This window comes from Pseudomonas sp. NY15463 (assembly GCF_048068415.1).
Taxonomy (GTDB): domain Bacteria; phylum Pseudomonadota; class Gammaproteobacteria; order Pseudomonadales; family Pseudomonadaceae; genus Aquipseudomonas; species Aquipseudomonas mosselii_C.
On the sequence record NZ_JBLUQD010000006.1, the window covers coordinates 99018 to 120772 of the forward strand.

General features: G+C 64.2%; 20 protein-coding genes. 12 read left to right on the top strand and 8 right to left on the bottom strand.

What is annotated here, in order from left to right:
• Nucleotides 1-92 precede the first annotated feature (92 nt).
• Genes ACNFIC_RS16350 through ACNFIC_RS16360 form a run of 3 tightly spaced genes read left to right on the top strand, consistent with a single transcriptional unit; the run spans nucleotide 93 to nucleotide 2898 of the window.
• Nucleotides 93-1598 (top strand): glucosyltransferase domain-containing protein, encoded by a 1506-nt coding sequence (locus ACNFIC_RS16350; protein ID WP_416781433.1) that lies wholly within the window; start codon nucleotides 93-95, stop codon nucleotides 1596-1598.
• On the top strand, nucleotides 1592-1963 hold the full coding sequence (locus tag ACNFIC_RS16355; RefSeq protein ID WP_138219791.1) for a GtrA family protein: 372 nt from the start codon (nucleotides 1592-1594) through the stop codon (nucleotides 1961-1963). The genes ACNFIC_RS16350 and ACNFIC_RS16355 overlap by 7 nt, the downstream gene beginning before the upstream one ends.
• On the top strand, nucleotides 1960-2898 hold the full coding sequence (locus tag ACNFIC_RS16360) for a glycosyltransferase family 2 protein (RefSeq protein ID WP_416781434.1): 939 nt from the start codon (nucleotides 1960-1962) through the stop codon (nucleotides 2896-2898). The genes ACNFIC_RS16355 and ACNFIC_RS16360 overlap by 4 nt, the downstream gene beginning before the upstream one ends.
• A 21-nt stretch (nucleotides 2899-2919) precedes the next feature.
• Here the strand turns inward: ACNFIC_RS16360 and ACNFIC_RS16365 are convergent, their stop codons facing one another.
• From ACNFIC_RS16365 to ACNFIC_RS16375, 3 genes are all read right to left on the bottom strand, one after another.
• Nucleotides 2920-3894, bottom strand: a complete 975-nt coding sequence (locus ACNFIC_RS16365) for a 2-hydroxyacid dehydrogenase (protein ID WP_416781435.1) — start codon at nucleotides 3892-3894, stop codon at nucleotides 2920-2922.
• Nucleotides 3895-4200: 306 nt separating this feature from the next.
• Nucleotides 4201-5232, bottom strand: a complete 1032-nt coding sequence (locus tag ACNFIC_RS16370) for a GNAT family N-acetyltransferase (RefSeq protein ID WP_416781436.1) — start codon at nucleotides 5230-5232, stop codon at nucleotides 4201-4203.
• A 290-nt stretch (nucleotides 5233-5522) separates the two neighbouring features.
• Nucleotides 5523-6470, bottom strand: a complete 948-nt coding sequence (locus ACNFIC_RS16375) for a LysR family transcriptional regulator (protein ID WP_138219806.1) — start codon at nucleotides 6468-6470, stop codon at nucleotides 5523-5525.
• A gap of 180 nt (nucleotides 6471-6650) precedes the next feature.
• Between ACNFIC_RS16375 and ACNFIC_RS16380 the strand changes: the two genes are divergently transcribed.
• The 5 genes from ACNFIC_RS16380 to ACNFIC_RS16400 all read left to right on the top strand — a co-directional run bounded on the left by ACNFIC_RS16380 (nucleotide 6651) and on the right by ACNFIC_RS16400 (nucleotide 12278).
• The gene (locus ACNFIC_RS16380) at nucleotides 6651-8177 is read left to right on the top strand and encodes an efflux transporter outer membrane subunit (RefSeq protein WP_416781437.1); all 1527 of its coding nucleotides are present in this window, start codon (nucleotides 6651-6653) and stop codon (nucleotides 8175-8177) included.
• Nucleotides 8174-10351, top strand: a complete 2178-nt coding sequence (locus ACNFIC_RS16385; RefSeq protein ID WP_416781438.1) for an FUSC family protein — start codon at nucleotides 8174-8176, stop codon at nucleotides 10349-10351. The genes ACNFIC_RS16380 and ACNFIC_RS16385 overlap by 4 nt, the downstream gene beginning before the upstream one ends.
• On the top strand, nucleotides 10341-10541 hold the full coding sequence (locus ACNFIC_RS16390) for a DUF1656 domain-containing protein (RefSeq protein ID WP_008097766.1): 201 nt from the start codon (nucleotides 10341-10343) through the stop codon (nucleotides 10539-10541). Before ACNFIC_RS16385 ends, ACNFIC_RS16390 begins: the two co-directional genes overlap by 11 nt.
• Nucleotides 10542-10551: 10 nt before the next feature.
• A complete protein-coding gene (locus ACNFIC_RS16395) occupies nucleotides 10552-11418 on the top strand; it encodes an HlyD family secretion protein (protein ID WP_138219812.1) in 867 nt (288 codons plus the stop codon).
• A gap of 80 nt (nucleotides 11419-11498) precedes the next feature.
• Nucleotides 11499-12278, top strand: coding sequence for an RHS repeat-associated core domain-containing protein (locus tag ACNFIC_RS16400; protein WP_416781439.1), 780 nt, complete (start codon nucleotides 11499-11501; stop codon nucleotides 12276-12278).
• Here the strand turns inward: ACNFIC_RS16400 and ACNFIC_RS16405 are convergent.
• Both ACNFIC_RS16405 and ACNFIC_RS16410 read right to left on the bottom strand, forming a co-directional pair.
• Complete coding sequence (locus ACNFIC_RS16405; protein WP_416781440.1) at nucleotides 12195-12737, bottom strand: hypothetical protein; 543 nt, start codon at nucleotides 12735-12737, stop codon at nucleotides 12195-12197. The two genes, ACNFIC_RS16400 and ACNFIC_RS16405, sit on opposite strands and share 84 nt — an antisense overlap.
• Before the next feature lie 104 nt (nucleotides 12738-12841).
• Nucleotides 12842-13297 (bottom strand): universal stress protein, encoded by a 456-nt coding sequence (locus tag ACNFIC_RS16410; protein WP_416781441.1) that lies wholly within the window; start codon nucleotides 13295-13297, stop codon nucleotides 12842-12844.
• Between the two features lie 231 nt (nucleotides 13298-13528).
• Here ACNFIC_RS16410 and ACNFIC_RS16415 point away from each other — a divergent pair, with 231 nt between their 5' ends.
• The 4 genes from ACNFIC_RS16415 (at nucleotide 13529) to ACNFIC_RS16430 (ending at nucleotide 18727) form a co-directional block, all read left to right on the top strand.
• Entirely contained in the window at nucleotides 13529-14434 is a 906-nt protein-coding gene (locus tag ACNFIC_RS16415; protein WP_138219818.1) for a LysR family transcriptional regulator, read from the top strand.
• A gap of 126 nt (nucleotides 14435-14560) precedes the next feature.
• The gene (locus ACNFIC_RS16420) at nucleotides 14561-16102 is read left to right on the top strand and encodes an MFS transporter (protein ID WP_138219820.1); all 1542 of its coding nucleotides are present in this window, start codon (nucleotides 14561-14563) and stop codon (nucleotides 16100-16102) included.
• A 28-nt stretch (nucleotides 16103-16130) separates the two neighbouring features.
• Nucleotides 16131-17192: an HlyD family secretion protein gene (locus ACNFIC_RS16425; RefSeq protein WP_138219822.1), complete on the top strand. Its 1062-nt coding sequence runs from the start codon at nucleotides 16131-16133 to the stop codon at nucleotides 17190-17192.
• 134 nt (nucleotides 17193-17326) lie between these two features.
• The gene (locus tag ACNFIC_RS16430) at nucleotides 17327-18727 is read left to right on the top strand and encodes an efflux transporter outer membrane subunit (RefSeq protein ID WP_416781442.1); all 1401 of its coding nucleotides are present in this window, start codon (nucleotides 17327-17329) and stop codon (nucleotides 18725-18727) included.
• Nucleotides 18728-18747: 20 nt separating this feature from the next.
• On the opposite strand, the gene ACNFIC_RS16435 is transcribed toward ACNFIC_RS16430, so the two are convergent.
• From ACNFIC_RS16435 to ACNFIC_RS16445, 3 genes are all read right to left on the bottom strand, one after another.
• Nucleotides 18748-19560: an SDR family oxidoreductase gene (locus ACNFIC_RS16435; RefSeq protein WP_138219826.1), complete on the bottom strand. Its 813-nt coding sequence runs from the start codon at nucleotides 19558-19560 to the stop codon at nucleotides 18748-18750.
• 118 nt (nucleotides 19561-19678) lie between these two features.
• The gene (locus ACNFIC_RS16440) at nucleotides 19679-20143 is read right to left on the bottom strand and encodes a multidrug transporter (protein WP_138219828.1); all 465 of its coding nucleotides are present in this window, start codon (nucleotides 20141-20143) and stop codon (nucleotides 19679-19681) included.
• Nucleotides 20144-20292: 149 nt separating this feature from the next.
• A complete protein-coding gene (locus ACNFIC_RS16445) occupies nucleotides 20293-21747 on the bottom strand; it encodes a mannose-1-phosphate guanylyltransferase/mannose-6-phosphate isomerase (protein WP_138220040.1) in 1455 nt (484 codons plus the stop codon).
• Nucleotides 21748-21755 lie beyond the last annotated feature (8 nt).

Consider the following 21755-nt stretch of genomic DNA (forward strand, 5'->3'; position numbering starts at 1 on the left):
GTTGCGTCACCTGGCACTGGTAAAAGTGAGAGGTGACGATGCCGCGCGGCTGACTAGACTTGGCCAGGTGTTGGGCCTGCCAGGTTGATCTCATGCTGCGTTGGTATCGTTGCAACAAACCCCTTGCGCCACGCCAGACTTGGTGTGTCTGCCTGCTGGTGATGGGGATTTACGTCCTGCCGTTGATCCTGGCCGATTATCCGTACATGGATGACCTGTGGCGCGCCGAGCAGGCCGGTAGTGCCTGGTCGGCGCAAGGCCGGGTGCTGACGGACTGGCTGTATTCGGGGCTTGGCTTCAGCGCTGGCGCCGTCAATCTGTTCCCATTGCCCTTGCTGTTGGCCACGCTGCTGGCGGCGCGCGCCCTGGCAGACCTTGCCAAGCATTATTTCGAGCGCCCCACACTGGCGGGCGTTCTGGTGGTCTTGCCGCTGTGGCTCAACCCTTTCTTCTTGCAGAACCTGTCCTACCAATATGATGGCGCCGCCATGGCGCTTGCGCTGGCTTGCAGCATCTGGGCCGTCACCCAGCGGGTCGGAAGCGTGCGGCAATTGCTGGTTGGCGCGGTGTGGGTGGCAGTCGCCGCGGGCTTCTACCAACTGAGCATCAACGTCTTCGCAGGGTTGTGCTGCGTCGAGGTGATCCGTGCGATCCAGGGCGGGGCGAGCCTTGGGCAGAGCTTGCGGCTACTGGGCTGGCGGCTGGCGCAGTTGCTCGCGGGGGCGCTGCTCTACCGCCTCACGGCCTATCCGTTGATCAGTGTGCCGCGCACGGACTTGCTGGCGTTCGATAGCCACTGGCTGCCAGAGATGCTGCATCGGCTGGAGGTGATCGCCGGCCATGTGCAACTGCTGGCGACTCCCGGCACCCTTTGGGTTTTCCTGCCGCTGTTGGGCCTGGCGGCGCTGGCCCTTGGTAGGGACGTGCATTGGCTTGCCTGCAGAGCGCTGCCAGGGTGGCACAGGGTTGGGCTGATCAGCGTGCTGTTGCTGGCGGTGGTGGGGGGCGGGCTGCTGGTGTACGGCTTGATGTTCCTGTTCGCCTTGTTCGATGACGGCGCCCGTATGTTGATGGGGTTCGGGCCCTTCGCGGTCATGATCGGCTTGCTGGCGCACCGGGCGCTGGTGCAGCTGCCCGCGCGCCCAACCTGGCTGTTGGCGCTGCCATGCCTGTTCCTGCTGTCGTTTGCCTTCGCTTATGGGCGGGTACTGGTCTTGCAGAAAGAACTGCACCAGTCGCTTGCGGCTTCTGTCGCTGAACAGTTCATGCGCGTGCCGGCATTGGCCAGCGCGCAGGCCATTTATGTGGTCGGGAGCAAAGCCCGCTCGCGCGACCAGTGGCTGCCGGCCGCCGAGGGCGCGTTTCGTGCCATGCCGGCGTTGCGTTATGTGCTCAACATCAATTACCTGATGCAGCCTGAATTGCTCGCCCGGTTTGGCGTGGTGCACGCGCATGACTTCGCGTTCGAGCAGTGGCAGGCGCTGGGAGTGAAGGATGAACCGGTGGTTTCGAGCCGGTTCTTCTCGATCTACCAGGCGCATGGCAACGCCTACGTGCTGATGAAGGTGCCGCAGGCTGGGGTTGATGTCGGATGGTGAGTTTCAAGCGGTTTACCCGGTTCGCGACGGTCGGTATCGCCAACACCCTGGTCCACTGGCTGGCGTTCCTGGCGGCGCACCTGGAGCTGGGCCTGAACCAGGCGCCGAGCAACTTGCTGGCGTTCATGCTGGCGGCCAGCCTGTCTTACTACCTGAATGCGCGCTACACCTTCCTCGTGCCCCCCAACCGCTGGCGTTACCTGGCGTTCGTGCTCGGCATGGGGGCCTTGAGCCTGGGCGTCGGCGCAGTGGCCGACCGTACCGGGCTGTCGCCCTGGCTGACCTTGCTGAGCTTCTCGGGGTTGAGCCTGGTGTTGGGCTACGCCTACTCACACACTGTCGTGTTCAAACGGAGGCTGCCATGAACATTACCCTGATCGTGCCGCTGTTCAACGAACAGGCCACCGTCGAGGCGTTCTATCGCGCGGTGCGCGAGGAGCCCAGCTTACAAGGCATGACCGTGGAGATCCTGTTCGTCAACGATGGCAGCGATGATGAAAGCGAGGCCATTTGCGCTTCACTGGCGCAGCGTGACGAGTGGGTCACGGTGATCAACTTTTCGCGCAATTTTGGCAAGGAGTCGGCGCTGTTCGCCGGGCTCGAATACGCCGACGGCGATGCCGTGGTGCCCATCGATGTGGACCTGCAAGACCCCATCGAACTCATCGCGCAGATGGTCGAGCGCTGGCAGGACGGTGCCGACGTAGTGCTGGCCAAGCGCCGCAGCCGCGCCACCGACACCCCGTTCAAGCGCTTCACTGCGCGCTTGTACTACCGCCTGCACAACCGCATCGCCTCCACCCATATTGAGGAGAACGTCGGTGACTTCCGTTTGCTCGACCGCAAGGTGGTCGCGGCGATCCGCCAGTTGCCTGAGCAGCAGCTGTTCATGAAGGGGGTACTGTCGTGGGTGGGTTTTCGTACCGAGATCATCGAGTACGACCGCCCGCCACGCACGGCTGGCAACAGCAAGTTCGGCTTCTGGCGGTTGTGGAACCTGGCACTGGACGGCATCACTTCGTTCAGTACCGTGCCGCTGCGCTTATGGACCTATATCGGCACAGGCGTGTCGTTGCTAGCGCTGCTGTATGCGGCGTTTTTGGTGATCGACAAGCTGGCGTTCGGCAACGACTTGCCAGGGTATCCGTCGCTGATGGCCGCGATCCTGTTCCTGGGCGGCGTGCAACTGATCGGCATTGGCATCCTGGGCGAGTACGTCGGGCGCATCTACCAGGAGACCAAGCACCGACCTCGCTATGTGGTGCGCAAGGTGCTGGGCCGGCGACGCCAGCCCAGGTAGTGCGCTGGCCAGTGGCGGCCTTCAGTGTTTCCACACCTGTGGGTTGACCAAGTCACGCGGGCGCTCGCCGAGCAGCGCCGCGCGTAGGTTTTCCAGGGCCCGGTTGGCCATGGCCTCGCGGGTTTCGGCAGTGGCCGAGCCGATGTGCGGCAGGGTCAGGGCGTTGGGCAGCTTGAACAGTGGCGAGTCGCTCAGCGGCTCTTTCTCGTACACATCCAGGCCTGCGCCGCGAATGGTGCCGGCTTGCAGTGCTTCGACCAGCGCGGCCTCGTCCACCACCGGGCCACGGGCGATGTTGATCAGGAATGCGCTGGGTTTCATCAGCTTCAGTTCGCGGGCGCCGATCAGCTTGCGCGTGGCGTCCGACAGTGGGACCACGATGCAGACGAAATCGGACTCGGCCAGCAACTGCTCAAGGCTGCGGTACTGCGCCCCCAGTTCCTGCTCGAGCGAGGCCTTGCGGCTGTTGCCGGCATACAGAATGTTCATGTTGAAACCCAGGCGCCCACGGCGGGCCACGGCCGCGCCGATGTTGCCCAGGCCGACGATGCCCAGGGTCTTGCCGTGCACGTCGCTGCCGAAGTGCGCCGGGCCCACGGTGGCTTGCCACTGGCCGGCCTTGGTCCAGGCGTCCAGCTCGGCGGTGCGTCGGGCACAGCCCATGATCAGCGAGAAGCCCAGGTCGGCGGTGCTTTCGGTGAGCACGTCGGGAGTGTTGGTCAGGGCGATGCCGCGCTCGTTGAAGTAGTCCAGGTCGTAGTTGTCGTAGCCGACCGAGACGCTGGACACCACCTCGAGCTTGCCTGCGCCTTCGAGTTGCGCACGGCCAAGCTTGCGGCCCACGCCGATCAGGCCATGGGCCTCGGGCAGGGCTTCGTTGAACTGGGCGTTGATGTCGCCGAGTTTGGGGTTGGGCAGGATCACGTTGAAGTCGTGCTGCAGGCGTTCGGCCATGGCCGGAGTGATGCGGCTGAAGGCCAGGACGGTCTTTTTCATCGGGCTACTCCTTGGAAGAAGCTACAAGCTACAAGCTACAAGCCACAAGAAAAAGCAGGGCGTGCGCCGGTTTGCTCCCTCTTGCTGGTTAATTGCACTGATTTGACCACCTGTTTGCATTCGACTTGACCAGCTATTTGCATCGGATGTGACCAGCGCACGGTTACGTCTTGACCGGCAGGAGTCGACCCATAGCAGTCCTTGGCGCAGGCCGGTTAACGATACATGGCTGACTTGTAAAGGTGCAGCAAACGGCGAGTAGACTGCCAGCAGCCAATCGATCTGCACGTTACTCTCCAATCAGGTCTAGTCACTGAACTCCCACTTAAGTATTGGGAGATGCCGGCGCTCGCCACATACTGGACGCGGTACATCGCGCACATGCTGTGCACCGAGCAGCTCGTAGAAGCCCCGTGCCGATGGGTCCGATTCCACCGCTAGCGTATTCACGCCCAGTCCACGCGCCACAGCCAGAGCATGCCCCACCAGGCGCCGTCCGTAACCGCTTCCCATCGACTGTGGGTCGACCCAGCAATGCTCCAACTGCCAGCCATCCTCGCCGCTCTCAAGCCCATAAAAGCCCAGTAGTTGGCCACCCGCTGCGACCAGCACTGCGTAGTGGAAGGTCATTTGCTCGGGGCGGAAAGTCAGCGCTGCCTGCCATGCCTTCATCCAAGTCTCGGGGTATCCCCAATGGGCCTTGCTGCGCTGAGCCAAAGCACTGAGTGCCTGCGCATCAGAACCGCGGGATGGGCGAAGGATCGGTGTGTCGTCCTCCAGCAGAGCTCGCCCCGCCGGGTCAGAGGCCAGCAGGCTGTACTGGTGCAGGCTGAGGAAGCGCCCGTTCTTGTATTCCACATCCCGCAGGGTTCCCTCAAACACGAAGCCGACCCGCTCCAGCAAACGAATGCTGGCGGGGTTCTCCGGCTCAACATCTGCGTGAATGCGATGTACGCCGAGGGTGCCCAGGGCGAAGCGGAGGATGGTGGGCAGGCAGTCTTGCATCAGCCCTCGGCCCCAGTGTTCCGGCATCAGCCAATAGCCGATATCCAAGCTACGATCGGAGTGTGACCAATCGTTGAAACCACAAGCGCCTATCAGTTCGTCTCGTCCCGGGAAGGTAATGCCCCACCAAATGCCCCGGTGCTCTTCCAGCAGAGCGTCATACCAGCGCATCTGCTCGTCCGTCGCTTCGAGGCTGTCGTAAGACACGCCGTAGTGGGCAACAACCTGCGGGTTAGAAAGCCCGGCAAAAATCGCCTCGGCGTCATTGCGATTAATCCGCCGCAGCGTGCAACTGGGCAGGAAGAACTCGGGAAACCCGATAGCAAGGTCCATCATAAAAAATCCGCAGGGCTGGGTCAGTGCAAAAATGGTCGCAGCAAAGGGCGCGGGAGTAAAAGGACAGTCAGGAAGCTATTAGGCGGAACAGTCCAATAAAGAGTAATTGAGTGATTACTGGCAGGGGGGGTAGCCAGTTGGTGCTATTGGTCACCGGCGGCTATGGGTCGATTCCTGTCGGTCAAAACGTACCCGTGCGCCGGTCACATCCTATGCAAATGGCTGGTCAACTGGGATACAAACGCTTGGTCAAGTCAGGTGCAATTTCCCATTCTTGCCGCTTGCCGTCAGTTGGCGATGTGCAACTCGTGGGTCTTGAGGTCCGCCTCGTGCGCGGCAAGAATCTCCGGCAGCGAGTTGCGCAGGTACTCGACCCAGGTCTTGATCTTGGCGTCCAGGTACTGGCGGGAGGGGTAGATCGCGTACAGGTTCAGCTCCTGCAAGCGATACTCCGGCAGTATCCGCACCAGGCTGCCATCGCGCAGCCCGTCGATGGCCGAGTAGATCGGCAGCACACCCACGCCCATGCCGGCGCGAATCGCCGTCTTCATCGCATCGGCCGAGTTCACCTGGAAGGGCGAGCTGGTGATGTTGACCATCTCCTGGCCCTCCGGCCCGTCGAACAGCCACTTCTCCAATGGAATCACCGGGCTGACCATGCGCAGGCAGGCGTGCTTGAGCAAATCCGCCGGCTTGTACGCGAAGCCCTGGCGCGCCACATAAGCAGGCGAGGCGCACACGATGCTGTAGGTGATGCCCAGGCGCTGCGAAACGAAGCCCGAGTCCGGCAGCTCGGTGGCCAGCACGATGGACACGTCGTAACCCTCTTCGAGCAGGTCGGGCACGCGGTTGGCCATGGTCAGGTCGAACGTCACGTCCGGGTGCGATTCACGGTAGCGGGTGATCGCATCGACCACGAAATGCTGGCCCACCCCGGTCATCGAATGCACCTTCAACTGCCCGGCAGGGCGGGCGTGGGCATCGCTGGCCTCGGCTTCGGCTTCTTCGACGAAGGTCAGGATCTGTTCGCAGCGCATCAGGTAGCGCTTGCCTGCCTCGGTCAGCGCAATGCGCCGGGTGGTGCGGTTGAGCAGGCGGGTTTGCAGATGGGCTTCCAGGTTGGAGACCGCCCGCGACACGTTCGCGGTGGTCGTGTCCAGTTGCGCGGCGGCAGCGGTGAAGCTGCCGAGCTGGGCGACGCAACTGAAAGCACGCATGTTTTGCAGGGTGTCCATGGGTCACTCTCGGTTTAGAGGACAAAATTGTGACATGAAGTGACGAAAAATCACGTCCGACTAAAGCCGGATTATCGCTGTTTTGGTAACAAAGATTCGCAGGAATCCACGCTTATCGCCAATCGAACCCGACCCTAGAATGGCCGTGCCCCTCCACCTCTTCCTCGGGAAATCGCAGCTGTGCCGCGTCGCAACATCGGAGCGCTTCGAGCGCTCAGTGCCTGTGCCCTTAGCTTTACCTTGAGCGGCTGTATCGGAACCTGGGGCATTGTCCCGCAAACCAAGACCCTTGAGGCCAACCAATTGGCCACAGGCGATGCCATCGACGAGGCCGCGCGGGATGCCCATTGGCCTGCCCAGCAGTGGTGGCGTGCCTATGCCGATCCGCAGTTGGATGCCTGGATGGCCCAGGCCCTGGCGGGCAGCCCGAGCCTGGCCATGGCGGCGGCGCGCGTACGCCAAGCCAAGGCCCTGGCCGGGGTGGTGGAGTCGGCGGAGCAACTCCAGGCCAACGCCAGCGCCTCCCTCAAACGCCACAATTGGCCCGAGGATCAGTTCTATGGCCCCGGCGCGCTTTCCGGTGCCAATACCTGGGACAACAACGCGGCCATCGGCTTCAGTTATGCGCTCGATTTGTGGGGCCGCGAGCGCAATGCCAGCGAGCAGGCCCTGGATCAGGCGCACATGCGCGTCGCCGAGGCGCGCCAGGCGCAACTGGAGCTTGAGAACAACGTGGTGCGCAGCTACATCCAGCTGAGCCTGCACTATGCCCAGCGCGATATCGTCCAGGCCGAGCTTGCCCAACAGGAGCAGATTCTCGCCCTCGCCAAGCGTCGCTTGGACGGCGGCATCGGCACGCATCTGGAAGTGAGCCAAGCCGAAGCGCCGTTGCCCGAGACCCATCGCCAGATCGACAGCCTCAACGAGGCCATCGCCTTGACGCGTAACCAGTTGGCCGCACTCGCCGGCAAGGGGCCGGGGGAGGGCGCGAAACTGCAACGCCCAAGCCTGCGTCTGGGCGCGCCCCTGGCCTTGCCGTCGAACCTGCCGGCCGAGCTGGTCGGCCAGCGCCCGGACGTGGTCGCCAGCCGCTGGCAGGTGGCGGCCCAGGCGCGCGGCATTGATGTCGCCCACGCCGGTTTCTTCCCCAACGTCGACCTGGTGGGCAGCCTCGGCTTCATGGCGACCGGTGGCGGCCCGCTCGAGTTCCTGACCGGGCGCAAGTTCAACTACAACGTCGGCCCTGCGATCAGCTTGCCGATCTTCGACGGCGGCCGCCTGCGCTCTCAACTGGGCGCGGCCTCGGCCGGCTATGACATGGCCGTGGCGCGCTACAACCAGACGGTGATCGATGCCTTGAAGCACATCGGCGACCAACTGATCCGCCGCGCGTCGATGAACCAGCAGGCGCACTTGGCGGCCGAGTCGGTGCAGGCTGCGCAAAAGACCTACGACATCGCCAGCGTGGCCTTCCAGCGCGGCCTGACCGATTACCTCAACGTGCTCAACGCCCAGACCCTGCTACTGCGTCAGCAGCAGGTCCAGCAGCAGGTCCAGGCCGCCCGCCTGATGGCCCATGCCGAGCTGGTCACCGCCCTCGGCGGCGGCCTGGACGCTGGCCAGGACGTGCCCGACGCGCAGCGCCAGGCCGCGCCGAAAACCCCGCCGGCCCTGGCCATCTTCGACACACCGGGCCACGCCAAATGAGTGCATCGAGCTTGCCCCTGCGCTGGCTGCAGGGTCTTGAGTGGCGCCGGGGGTTCTTTGCCTGGGCACGTACCGATGGCGTGACCTGGGTGTACATCTTCAAGGTACTGGCCGCCGCGTTCATCACCCTTTGGTTGGCCATGCGCCTTGAGCTGCCACAGCCGCGCACGGCGATGATCACCGTGTTCATCGTCATGCAGCCGCAAAGCGGCCATGTGTTCGCCAAGAGCTTCTACCGGGTGCTCGGCACCCTGGCCGGCTCGGCGATGATGGTGGCGCTGATCGCGCTGTTCCCGCAGAACACCGAGCTGTTCCTGCCCAGCCTGGCGGTGTGGGTGGGCCTGTGCTCGGCCGGTGCCATGCGCTACCGGACCTTCCGCGCCTATGGCTTCGTGCTGGCCGGCTACACCGCGGCGATGATCGGCTTGCCGGTACTGCAACACCCTGAGCAGGCGTTCATGGCGGCAGTGTGGCGGGTGCTGGAGATCGGCCTGGGGATTCTGGTCTCGACCTTCGTCAGTGCAGCGATTTTGCCGCAGTCGGCCAGTGCGGCCATGCGTAATGCCCTGTACCTGCGCTTCGGCACCTTCGCCGGCGTGGTGGTCGAAGCCCTGCGCGGCGACAGCCAGCGTGATCGCTACGAGAGCAGCAACGTGCGCTTCGTCGCCGAAGCGGTGGGCTTGGAGAGCCTGCGCAGTGTCACAGCCTTCGAAGACCCACACATGCGTCGGCGCTCTGGCCGGCTGGTGCGCATGAACAGCGAGTTCATGGCCATCACCACCCGCTTCAACGCCCTGCACCGGCTGCTCGAACGGTTGCGCGCGCGCGGCCCGTTGCAGATCGTCGGCGCCATCGAACCGGGCCTTGCGACCCTTGCCGAGTTGCTCGAACCCTACGTGGGCCGCGCCCTGACCGACGCCGATGCGCTGCGTCTGGCGCTGGAGTTGGGGACGTACAAGGAAGGCTTGCAGGCCCAGGTGCGTAGCCTGCGTGCCGATTACCTGGCAACTGCGCCCAGCGAAGCCGACCTGCTCGACTTCCACACGGCCTTCGAGCTGCTGTATCGCTTCGTCGACGAGATGTACAGCTACGCCGAAACCCATGCCTCGCTGGCGGTGCACAAGCACGAGCGCGAACAGTGGGACGAACCCTATGTGGCGCAGACCAGCTGGCTGGTGTCGTTGGCCGCGGGGGTACGCGCCTCGGCGGTGCTGTTGCTGCTGGGCAGCTATTGGCTGATGAGCGACTGGCCCAGCGGCGCCATGATGACCCTGATCGCCAGCGTCACCGTGGGCCTGTCGGCCGCCTCGCCCAACCCCAAGCGCATGTCGTTCCAGATGGCCATCGGCACTGCCGTCGGCGCGTTCATCGGGTTTTTCGAGACCTTTTTCGTGTTCCCGTGGATCGACGGTTTCGCGCTGCTGTGCATGGTCCTCGCGCCAGTGTTCGTGCTCGGTGCCTTCCTGGCCTCACGCCCGGCCTACGCCGGCTACGGGCTGGGGCTGCTGGTGTTCTTCGCCATCGGATCGGTGCCGAACAACCTGACGCTGTACGACCCTTATACCTTCATCAATGACTACATCGGCATGGTCATCGGCATGTTCGTCTGCGCCGCTGCCGGGGCGATCATCCTGCCGCCCAACAGCCGCTGGCTGTGGAGTCGCCTGGAGCAGGAACTGCGTGAGCAGGTGCTGTTCGCCATCAGCGGGCGCCTGCGCGGGCTGGGCTCGGCTTTCGAGAGCCGCACCCGCGACCTGCTGCACCAGGCCTATGGCCTGGCGGCCGGCCAGCCGAAGGTGCAGAGCGAACTGATGGGCTGGATGTTCACGGTGCTGGAGATTGGCCACGCGGTCATCGAGCTGCGCAAGGAGCAGGCCCGCGCCCCGGTGCACCCAGCCTACGCCGAGAGCCAGCCCTGGCGCCAGGCCATCCGTGTGATGGGCCGCGCGCTGGCGCGCTTGTTCCTGCAACCGAGCGCCAGCAACCACGAGCGCGCGCTGGTGGCGGTGGACCATGCCATCAGTCGCGTGCAGGCAACCGACGAACCGTTCGCCCGGCATTTCGACACCTCGGTGCTGCGCCGCGCGCAGAGCTACCTGCATTTCATCCGTACCTCCCTGCTCGATCCACAGTCGCCGCTGACACCGGCAAAAGGACTGCACGATGCCCCGTGAAATCGCCTTCCATGGCGTGTACATGCCCACCATGACGTTGATGTTCCTGTTCGCCCTGGGCCTGGCCTGGGGATTGGACCGGTTCATCGCCAGCCACGATGGCTACCGTTTTTTCTGGCACCCGGCGCTGCTGCGCCTGAGCCTGTTCGTTTGCCTGTTCGGCGCTTTGGCGCTGTCGCTCTACTGGTGAGAACCCCTCGATGAAAAAGTTTTTCAGCCTGATCGCCACCCTGTTGGTGCTGACCGCTGCCGTGGTGATCGGCCGCCAGTTGTGGCTGCACTACATGACCACGCCCTGGACCCGTGATGGCCGGGTACGCGCCGATATCATCAACGTCGCTGCCGACGTGCCGGGTTATGTGGTGGACGTGCCGGTCAAGGATAACCAGCCGGTGAAGAAGGGCGATGTGCTGATCCGCATCGACCCCGAGCATTACCAACTGGCGGTGGAGCAGGCCAAGGCGCTGGTGGCCTCGCGCAAGGCCACTTGGGAGATGCGCAAGGTCAACGCCAAGCGCCGTGCCGACCTGGACAACCTGGTCATCTCCAAGGAGAACCGTGACGACGCCAGCAACATCGCAAGTTCCGCGCTGGCCGATTATCAACAGGCCCAGGCCGAACTGGCTGCCGCTGAGCTGAACCTCAAACGTACCGAGATCGTCGCCACGGTCGATGGCTACGTGACCAACCTGAACATCCACAAGGGCGACTACGCGCGCACCGGCGAAGCGGTGATGGCGGTGGTCGATGAGCATTCGTTCTGGGTGTATGGCTTCTTCGAGGAAACCAAGCTGCCGCATGTGAAGGTGGGCGATGTTGCCGAGCTGCAAATGATGAGCGGCGAGCGCCTGAGCGGGCATGTGGAGAGCATTGCGCGCGGTATCTACGACCGCGACAACCCACAGAGCCGCGAACTGGTCGCCGATGTGAACCCGACCTTCAACTGGGTGCGCCTGGCGCAGCGGGTGCCGGTGCGGATTCATATCGATGAGGTGCCGGAGGGGTACCTGCTGGCGGCGGGGACGACCTGTACGGTGGTGGTCAAGCCGGGCGCTCAGGAGAACTGACAATTCTGCCAGCTATCCTGGCCGGCTCACCCCGAGGATAGTGGTTGTTTCATCGGGGAAGGTCGATGGAGGGCGCAAAGATGAACGAAGGTGCAATCAGGTCACGCGACCGGCGGGCCTATGGGCCCTATGGCTATGCCAGCTTCCATGGCGAGACTCAGGGGCTGCTTGGATTCAATGGTATTCATGCTGATGCATTCACTGGCAACTACGCGCTGGGGAATGGTTACAGGGTTTACAACGTCAGGCTGATGCGCTTTCAGGGTCCGGACAGGCTGAGCCCCTTCGGGCGTGGAGGCCTGAATGCCTATGCCTACTGCATGGGCGATCCTGTGAATCAGGTTGACCCGTCGGGGCAGTTTTCTTTTAAGCGTACCTGGCAGAAATTGACAGGAGGGCCGAAGCGGGTCGAATCCTTGGGGGCGCTGACGAACACCAAGGCTGGCCGAGTCAAGGAAGAGGTCGCGACCACCGAAAGGAACTTGGATCGGCAGCAGGCGAAGCTCTATGTCGTAAAGGATGCAGGGACCCTGGACGGGATCCTTAGCACATCCTTCCCGATGACCCACAAGTGGCTGATCACCGGCAAGGGTGAACTGATTGTCGGCAGTTTCCAACATGCCAATGTTTACTCCACTCACGCGAGCTTTTCCGCCATTGCAGCCCAGGAGCATGGGACTAGTCCGGTCGTTGTTGCCGCCGGGGAGTTCCTGATGAAGAGAGGGAAAATTGTGATGACCAACTATAGCGGCCATTACAAGACACCCTACGACAGGTTATGGTCGGTGAAGATGCATATTGAGCAGTTGGCTCCGAATGTGAAGATCGTGAGGCAGTCCTACCTGGCTGATCAGCCATAGGCAATTAGCAGCATGGGCGCCATCGCAGGGCAAGCCCGCTCCCATGTCTAGCGTGTTGGGAGCGGGCACTTTGGGTTCGGAGCAGGGGGGCGACAGCTGTCGTTCGATCTCGGCCAGCGCAGCCTTGCCGTAGCGGGTGCCCTGGCGAATCCAGCCAGAGCGGTCGATGTAGATATCTTCACCGCGCACGCGAACCAGTGCCCGGGTGTCGCCTTGGCGGTACTGGGGGGCGTCAGGGCTGGGAAACCGACTCGGGTTGAGTGCTTCGGCTGCCGCAATGGAGATGCTGCGCTTTTCGAATGCCCTCAGTTCGATGGTCGATTCGCGCTCAGGCACATAGAGTTCGACGTCGAACGGGATCGAGTAGGCCTTGGCGCAGTCGGCGCGGCTGAGCCCTGGTGCGGCCAGCGCCAGGCAGGAGACTGCTGCGATCAATCGGCGTGTAGCGAGCAATCTCACCGTGGGCTCTCCAGGTTTGCAGGCGCCTCGCATTATCGTGAGTTGGCGCAAACGGCTGGGATTAAGATTCGTTAAGTTCAAGCACGTCCCGCACCGTTGCCAGGTCAGACCTCAGCGGTTGCCCCTACCAATACCGGCACCTGCACGCGATCGATCACTTTCGCGCTGATCGAGGGATCCAGCAGCCTGCCAAGCCGTGACAGGTGCCGGTGGCCCATGATGATCAGTTCGCACTCAAGCTCGTGGGCCTTGGCGACGATGGCGTCCACCGGTTGCCCGCCGACCATGCAGCCGAGGCTGTCGAAGCCGGCTTCGCGCAGGGCGCGCACGGCGGTGGCGACGGCGCGTTCGGCCAGTTGCTGTTCGTCGCAGGCGGCGGGGTACTCCTGCAACTCCTCAAGGGTGTAGGCCTTGGGTTGGTCGTGCACGGCGAAGGTCGTTTCGATGGCCAGCAGCACGTGCAGGTTGTGCTCGCCGGGGCGGCAGTAGCGGCGTGCGAGGTCGAGCAGGCAGGTGGCGGCGGGGGAGGCGTCGATGGCGATCAGGACCGGGGAGGGCATGCGCAATCCTTTGAGAAGATGGGGGCAGTGCTGGCCGCCTCACGGGCAAGCCCGCTCTCGCAGGGATGCGCGTAACCTGTGGGAGCGGGCTTGCCCGCGAAGCGCCAGGCCTCATTCTCGAATCTTTTACGCTAGGGAATAAATGGCCTACCGCGCACGACGTCGTTGCGTCTGACGCAATCCACCAACCTGATACCATCGCGTTTCCTACAGCTGTCACGGAAAACGGCCATGCAACTCCCGGACATGAACCTGCTTGTCGCCCTCGATGCCCTGCTCGACGAGGGCAGCGTGGTCGGCGCCGCCCAGCGCATGAACCTGAGTCCGGCAGCCATGAGCCGCACCTTGGGGCGCATTCGCGAGGCCATGGGCGACCCGATCCTGGTGCGCGCCGGCCGTGGCCTGGTGCCCACGCCTCGGGCGCTGGCGCTGCGAGATCAGGTGCGCGGGCTGGTGGAGCAGGCCGGCGTGGTGTTTCGCAGTGGCGACGAGGTCGACCTGGCCAACCTCGACCGCGCCTTCAACATCCGCACCAATGACCTGTTCATTGCCCTGTACGGCGCGCGATTGCTGCACATGATGATGGCCGAGGCGCCGAACACGGTGTTGCGCTTCGTGCCCGAGCATCAGGGCGATGACGATTTGGTGCTGCGCCACGGGCAGATCGATCTGGTGGTCAGTTCGAGCATCGAACTGGGGCCGGAGATCAAGGTACAGAGCCTGTTCGACACCTGGTTCGTCGGGCTGGCGCGGGCCGAGCACCCGATCTTCGACGATGTGATCACCCCGGAGCGCTTTGCTGTGTATCCGCAGATCAGTGTGTCTCGGCGCGGGCGGGCCAATGGGCCGATCGATGTGGAGCTAGGCAGCCACGGGATCCAGCGGCGCGTGGCGCTGATTACCCCGAGTTTCCATTCGGCGATGTTCTCGCTGCCTGAGTCGGACCTGATCTTACCGATGCCAGCGAACATCCTCGGCAGCGTGAACAAGTTCGGTTTGCCCCTGCGCTCGTTCGAAATCCCGGTGCCGCTGGAAAAGGTGCGGGTGATGCAGGCGTGGCATCCGCGCTTTGACAACGACCCGGCGCACCGCTGGTTGCGCCGGACCTTGAAAGCCTGTTGCGATGCGAAGCCTTGAACGGTGCATGAGTTTTTGCCGATTGCGTCTGACGCAACATAAACCTTCCAATAAGTCGCTTTCCGTCATCATTGGACCTTCATAGACTTGCTCCAGCTGAAAATTGTTGCTGGAGATGTCTACCCCATGAGTTCCCTGACTGCCCCCGTGGCCGCACTGGCCGCCGCCCCTGCGCCGGCGGCCCCGGCGCAGACGGCGTTCGGCCTGCAGGTGGTGGTAGGGTTGTTCGGCGTGTTGCTGGCGGTGCTGTGCGCCGGGCTCAACGAAGCGGTAACCAAGATCTCGCTGAATGACATTCGTGGCGCCATGGGCATCGGTGCCGACGAGGGCGCCTGGCTGCTGGCGGTGTACAGCGCCGCCTCGGTCTCGGCCATGGCCTTCGCGCCGTGGCTGGCCACCACCTTCTCGCTGCGCCGCTTCACCATGACCGCCGTCGGCGTGTTCGCCGTGCTCGGCCTGCTGCAACCCTTCGCCCCCAACCTGCACAGCCTGATGCTGCTGCGTGTGCTGCAAGGCTTCGCCTCGGGCGCCTTGCCGCCGATGCTGATGAGCGTGGCGCTGCGCTTTTTGCCGCCGGGTATCAAGGTCTATGGCCTGGCCTGCTACGCCCTGACCGCCACCTTCGGGCCCAACCTGGGTACGCCGCTGGCGGGCCTGTGGACGGAATACGTCGGCTGGCAATGGGCGTTCTGGCAGATCATCCTGCCGTCGCTGGTGGCCATCGCCTGTGTCGGTTGGGGGCTGCCGCAAGATCCGCTGCGCCTGGAGCGCTTCAAGCAGTTCGACTGGCGCGGCGTGGTGCTGGGCTTGCCGGCCATCAGTTGCATCGTGCTGGGCCTGTCGCTGGGCGATCGCTGGGGCTGGTTCGACTCGCCGCTGATCTGCTGGCTGTTGGGCGGCGGCGCGCTGTTGCTGGCGCTGTTCATGTACAACGAGTGGTCCGAACCGCTGCCGTTTTTCCAACTGCGCATGCTCGGCCGGCGTAACCTGAGCTTTGCCCTGGTGACCCTAGCCGGCGTACTGGTCGTGCTCTCGGGCGTGGGCAGCATTCCGTCGGCGTATCTGGCGCAAATTCAGGGCTATCGCCCGGCGCAGATCAGCCCGCTGATGCTGCTGGTGGCCATGCCGCAATTGCTCGCACTGCCGCTCACCGCCGCGCTTTGCAACGTCCGCGCGGTGGACTGTCGCTGGGTGCTGGCGCTCGGCCTGGCAATGCTGGCCGCCTCGTGCGTGGGCAGCAGCTTGCTCACCTCGCAGTGGATTCGCGGCGACTTCTACCCGTTCTATCTGCTCCAGGTATTCGGCCAGCCGATGGCGGTGCTGCCGTTGCTGATGCTCTCGACCAACGGCATGAGCCCGCAGGAGGGCCCGTTCGCGTCGAGCTGGTTCAACACCGTCAAAGGCCTGGCTGCGGTGATTGCCACGGGCCTGCTTGATGCCCTGGGCACCCTGCGCCGGCATTTTCATTCCAACCACCTGGTCGACAGCCTGGGCAACGCGCCGCTGGTGGACGACAACACCGCGGGCCTTGCCAAGCGTCTTCACGACCAGGCGCTGGTGCTGACCAGTGCCGACCTTTACTTGGTGATGGCGTGCATCGCTGTCGCCCTGATCTGCCTGATTCCCTTCGTGCCTACCCGGGTCTATCCGCCGCGTGCGGTGGCTTGAGCCTGTGGATGAATTCGAGAAACGCCAAATGACCCCCAACCGCAAAACGCTTTTCATCGGCTCGGTGCTCGCCGTGGCTGTACTGGCCGCCATCGTCGGCCCCTGGATGTTTGGCAGCGATCAGCGCCAGAGCACCAACGACGCCTACGTCACGGCCGACTACACCGTGGTGGCGCCCAAGGTGGCCGGTTTTATCAAGGACGTGCTGGTGGAGGACAACCAGCAGGTCAGCGCAGGCCAACTGCTGGCCATTCTCGATGATCGCGACTATCAGGCAGCCCTTGATGCGGCCCAGGCGCAGTTGCTGGTGGCCAAGGCCCAGAGCCTGGACGCCCGCGCCACCCTGGAGCGCCAGGCGGCGCTGATCGCCCAGGCTGAGGCCGCGGTGAAGGCGGCGCAGGCCGAGGCGGCGTTCGCCGATCATGAAGTGGGACGCTACAGCCGCCTGGCCGAGCAGGGCGCCGGCACCGTGCAGAACGCCCAGCAGGCGCGCAGCCGGGTTGATCAGGCCCGCGCGCGGCTGGCCAATACCCAGGCAGCGCTGGTGGCCACACGCAAGCAGGTGGATATCCTCACGGCCCAGGTGGCCAGTGCCGACGGCCAGCTCAAACGTGCCGAAGCAGGGCTGGAAAAGGCTCAACTCGACCTGTCCTACACGCGCATCAGCGCACCGGTGGACGGCATGGTTGGCGAGCGTGCGCTGCGCGTGGGCGCCTACGTCAACCCCGGCGCGCGCCTGCTGTCGGTGGTGCCGTTGGCGCGGGCCTACATCGTCGGCAATTTCCAGGAAACCCAGCTGACCCATGTGCAGCCGGGCCAGCCGGTGAGCATCAGCGTCGATACCTTCTCGGGCGAAACGCTCCACGGCCATGTCCAGAGCATCGCCCCGGCCACCGGCGTGACCTTCGCGGCGGTCAAGCCGGACAACGCCACCGGCAACTTCACCAAGGTGGTGCAGCGCATTCCAGTGAAGATCGTCTTCGATGACGGCCAGCCGCTGCTCGCACGGCTGCGGGTGGGCATGTCGGTGGAGGCGACCATCGATACCCACGGCGATACGCTGGCCGGCAAAGAGGTGACTGCGCGATGAGTGGGCGGGATGAAAAAGTCGAGGCCAATGGGGCTGCTGCGCAGCCCTTTCGCGGCACAAGGCCGCTCATACAAGGGATCGCGAGCGGCCTTGGGGCGCGAAAGGGGCGCGCAGCGGCCCCGGTGTTGCTGGCTATGCTTCTGGCTGGTTGCACCCTCGGCCCGGATTTCCAGCGCCCGGCTACCGATGCGCCGCAAGACTGGGCCGCGCTTCAAGGCGAGGCCGCAGTCAGCCAGCCGCTGGCCGAACCGCTGGAGCTGCGCTGGTGGGACAGTTTCCACGACGCCCAGCTCAGTGCGCTGATCAAGCAGGTCGCCGAGCGTAACCTCGACTTGCAGATGGCCAGTGCGCGCTTGCTGCAAAGCCGTGCCCTACGCGGCACGCTGGCGGCAGATCAAGCACCGTCGGTGGATGCGAACGCCGGCTACAGCCGCGCACGCAACAGCGCCGAAGGCCTGAATGACCCGTCGGGTAACGCCGGTAAAAAAGCCTACAACCTGTGGCAGGGCGATTTGGTCGCCGGCTGGGAGCTGGACCTGTGGGGCCGTGTGCGGCGCCAGGTCGAAGCCGCCGACGCCAGCGTCGAGGTGGCCGAGAACGACCGCCGCGCGGTGTTGCTGGCACTGCTTTCGGAGACTGCTGGCAACTACATCCAACTGCGCGCCGTGCAGCACACCTTGCAGGTGACCGAGGACAACCTCAAGCTGGCCCGGCACAGCCTCAAGCTCTCCGAGGATCGCCAGGCCGAAGGCGTCGCCACCCAGCTCGACGTGGCCCAGGCAAGCGCGCAAGTGGCCTCCATCGAGGCGCGCCTGCCCACCCTGCAAGCCCGCCGCGACGACCTGATCAATGCCTTGAGCCTGCTCGCCGCAGAGCCGCCGCGTGCCTTGCAGGACTCGTTGCGCGCGCCAGGCGAACTGCCCGCGCCGCTGCAACGCTTCGGCATTGGCGTGCCCTCGGAACTCGCCGAGCGCCGCCCCGACATCCGCCAGGCCGAAGCCCGTCTGCATGCGGCCACCGCCAGTATCGGCGTGGCCAAGGCCGACTTCTATCCGCGCATTCGGCTGTCCGGCAGCGTCGGTTTCCAGGCCCTGCAACTGTCCGATTTTGGCGCTTGGGATTCGCGTCGCTTCGCCTTCGGCCCGCAGCTGTCGCTGCCGATTTTCGAGGGCGGACGGCTCAAGGGCACGCTGCAATTGCGCGAGGCGCAGCAGCAGGAAGCGGCGCTGAATTATCGCAAGGTGGTACTCGGCGCCTGGCACGAGATCGACGATGTGCTGCGCCTGTACAACGCCAGCCAACTGCGCCGCGACCACCTGGCCGAGGCGGTGCGGCAGAATCGCATCGCCTTGGAGGCCGCTCAGCGCCAATACGTGGAAGGCGCGGTGGACTTTCTCAACGTGCTGACGGTGCAGTCGGCGCTGCTGGCCAGCGAAGCGCAGTGGATCGACAGCTCGGCGGCGGTATCGCAGGCGTTGGTCGGGCTATACAAGGCGCTCGGTGGCGGCTGGCAGGCGTTCGACAAAGTCGGATGAGCCTGTGTAGGAGCGCCAGGTCAGAGCGGCCGAAGCAAGCCGAACCTCTTGCGTAGTACCCAGTCGAGCAAACGCTGGGGCAGCAGGCGCGCCAGCAACGGCAGCGCCGTGCTGCCATTGCCGATACGCACCAAGGCCGGCACGGGCGACTTGCCGGTAGCAGCGAGCAATTGCTGGGCGAACGCCGCAGCGGGCGTAGGTCGGTCCTGCGAGGCCCGTGCGCGGGCTTGAATCTGCTCGCGCAGCGGCCACCAGGGCGAGTCGGTAGCCAGCACCTGCTCGGCTTGCTGCTGGGCATTGCTGGCGAACTGCGAGGCAATCGCCCCCGGTTGCACTTCCATCACGCGGATACCGAACGGCGCCAGTTCCAGGCGCAGGGCGTCGCTCAGCCCGTGCACGGCGGCCTTGGAGGCGCAGTAGGCGCCGGCGAACGGGGTGACCAGCACGCCCGACACGCTGCCGATGTTCACCACCAACCCACGACTGCGCCGCAACAGCGGGAACAGTGCGCGGGTCACGCCGACCAAGGCGAACACGTTGGTTTCGAACTGCTGGCGCATGGCCTCGACGCCACCGTCGAGCAGCGGGCCCATGGCGCCGTAGCCGGCATTGTTGATGAGGATATCCAGGTGCTCCAGTTCATCGGCCAGCAGGGCGAGGGCGGGGGCGTCGTTGACGTCCAGTTGCCGCGCGGTGAAGCCAGCCGCCGCCAGTTGCTCGACATCCTGTCGTTTGCGGGCAGTGGCCCAGACGCTGTATCCGGCATCGCGGAAGGCGTCGGCCAGGGCGCGGCCAATGCCGCTGGAACAACCGGTGATGAGGACGGTGGGCATGGGGGGGTCCTGTTGTCAGCTGTGGTTGAGGTTGCCTGTGCCATTACACCGGCGTTGAGGCGCGTGCAGTACCTGTGGGAGCGGGTTCACCCGCGAAGAGGCCGGTACAGCCGACACATCAGTTGGCGAATGTACCTTGCAGATGCTCAGCCCGAAACTCCAGGGTCTGCGGTCGATACCCCGCGCGCAGTGGCGGCAGCGGCAGGCAGTCGGTCCATTCGCTGCCCGGCTGCAATTCGCCAGGGCCACGATAGCGCGGTGCATTGTAGGTGTTCTCGGCGAGGTTGGCCGTGTCGCCGGGGGCATAGGCCGCCACGCGCCAGCGCAGTTCGGTGAGCGGGACCTGGTTGCCATTCTTCATGCGTACATGCAGCGCACGGTCTGCAGGGCACTGGTCGGGGGCATAGCTTAGGCGGATATCCAAGCGTGCCAGTTGCGACGCTTCGCGGTTGTCCTGCCAGACCACGTACAACGCCACCAGCCCCAGGCCACAGACGCCCGCGAGGGAAATCGGCACGGCCTTGGCCGGATAGCGCAGCAGCAGAACCAGCCAGGTGAGGATGAGCAGGGCGCCGATGATCATGGTGGGGCATGCCTTGGTGGCGGGTGTTCCATCATCTTGAAGCTGCAAGCTTCAAGCTTCAAGCCACAAGAAGAAGCGCAGCGGCGGTGAATCGAGCATTTCGATCCCCCGGCGCCCCGCTTTTTCTTGCAGCTTGCAGCTCGCAGCTTTTACTGCGCGATGGTCTTCACCGATACCCCGCGCTCGACTGGCGTGGACGTGCGGCCATAGACGTCCTCGAAGCGTTCGATGTCGTCTTCACCCAGGTAGCTGCCGGACTGCACCTCAATGATCTCCAGTGGGATCTTGCCGGGGTTGCGCAGGCGGTGCACCGAGGCGATCGGGATGTAGGTGGACTGGTTTTCGGTCAGCAGGAACACGTTCTCGTCGCAGGTCACCTCGGCCGTGCCGCTGACCACGATCCAGTGCTCGGCGCGGTGGTGGTGCATCTGCAACGACAGTGCCGCGCCTGGCTTGACGGTGATGTGCTTGACCTGGAAACGTCCGCCCATGTCCACCGAGTCGTACGAGCCCCACGGGCGGTACACCTCAAGGTGGTTCTGGGTCTCGCTGCGACCTTGCGCATCGAGTGTGTTGACCAGTTGCTTGACGCCTTGGACCTTGTCCTTGTGGGCGATCATCATGGCGTCCTTGGTCTCGACCACCACGATGTTCTCAAGGCCGATCACCGACACCAGCTTGCCGTTGCCGTGGATCATGCAGTTGTGGCTGTCCTGCACCACCACATCGCCTTTGGTGACGTTGCCGTTGTCGTCTTTCTCGTGCACATCCCACAGCGACGACCAGCAGCCTACGTCGCTCCAGCCGGCCGACAGCGGTACCACGCAGGCGCGCTGGGTCTTTTCCATCACCGCGTAGTCGATGGAGTTGTCCGGGCAGCAGGCGAAGGTGGCTTCGTCGATGCTCAGCACGTCGGCCTCTTCGGTGCTGCGCTCCAGGGCCAGCAGGCAGGTGTCGTAGATGTCCGGGTCGTGCTTCTTCAGCTCTTCGAGGAAGCGGCTGGCACGGAACAGGAACATGCCGCTGTTCCAGAAGTAACCGCCGGCGCGCACGAACTCGTTGGCGCGTTTTTCATCGGGCTTCTCGACGAACTGCGCTACCCGTGCCACGCCTTCGGGCAGCAGGGCGTCCTGGCTGGAGCGGATATAGCCATAGCCGGTCTCAGGCTTGGTGGCCGGTACGCCGAACAGCACCATCTCGCCGCGCTCGGCAGCCACAGTGGCCAGGGCCAAGGCGCGTTGCAGGGCCTTTTGGTCCTCGATCACGTGGTCGGCTGGCAGTACCAGCATCAGCTCGTCACGGCCTTCGTTGACCAGTTTCATGGCGGCCATGGCCACCGCAGGGGCCGTGTTGCGGCCGAACGGCTCCATCAGGATCGACTGGGTGTCGAGCTGCAACGCCGCCAGTTGTTCCTGGACGATGAACTTGTGGTCCTTGTTGCATACCACGATAGGGGTGTCCATGCCTTCGAATACCAGACGCTCGATGGTCTGCTGGAACAAAGTGTGCTCGCCGGTCAGGGCCAGGAACTGCTTAGGGAACTGCTTGCGCGACAGAGGCCACAGACGCGAACCGCTACCACCAGAAAGAATTACCGGGATCATCATGTTTC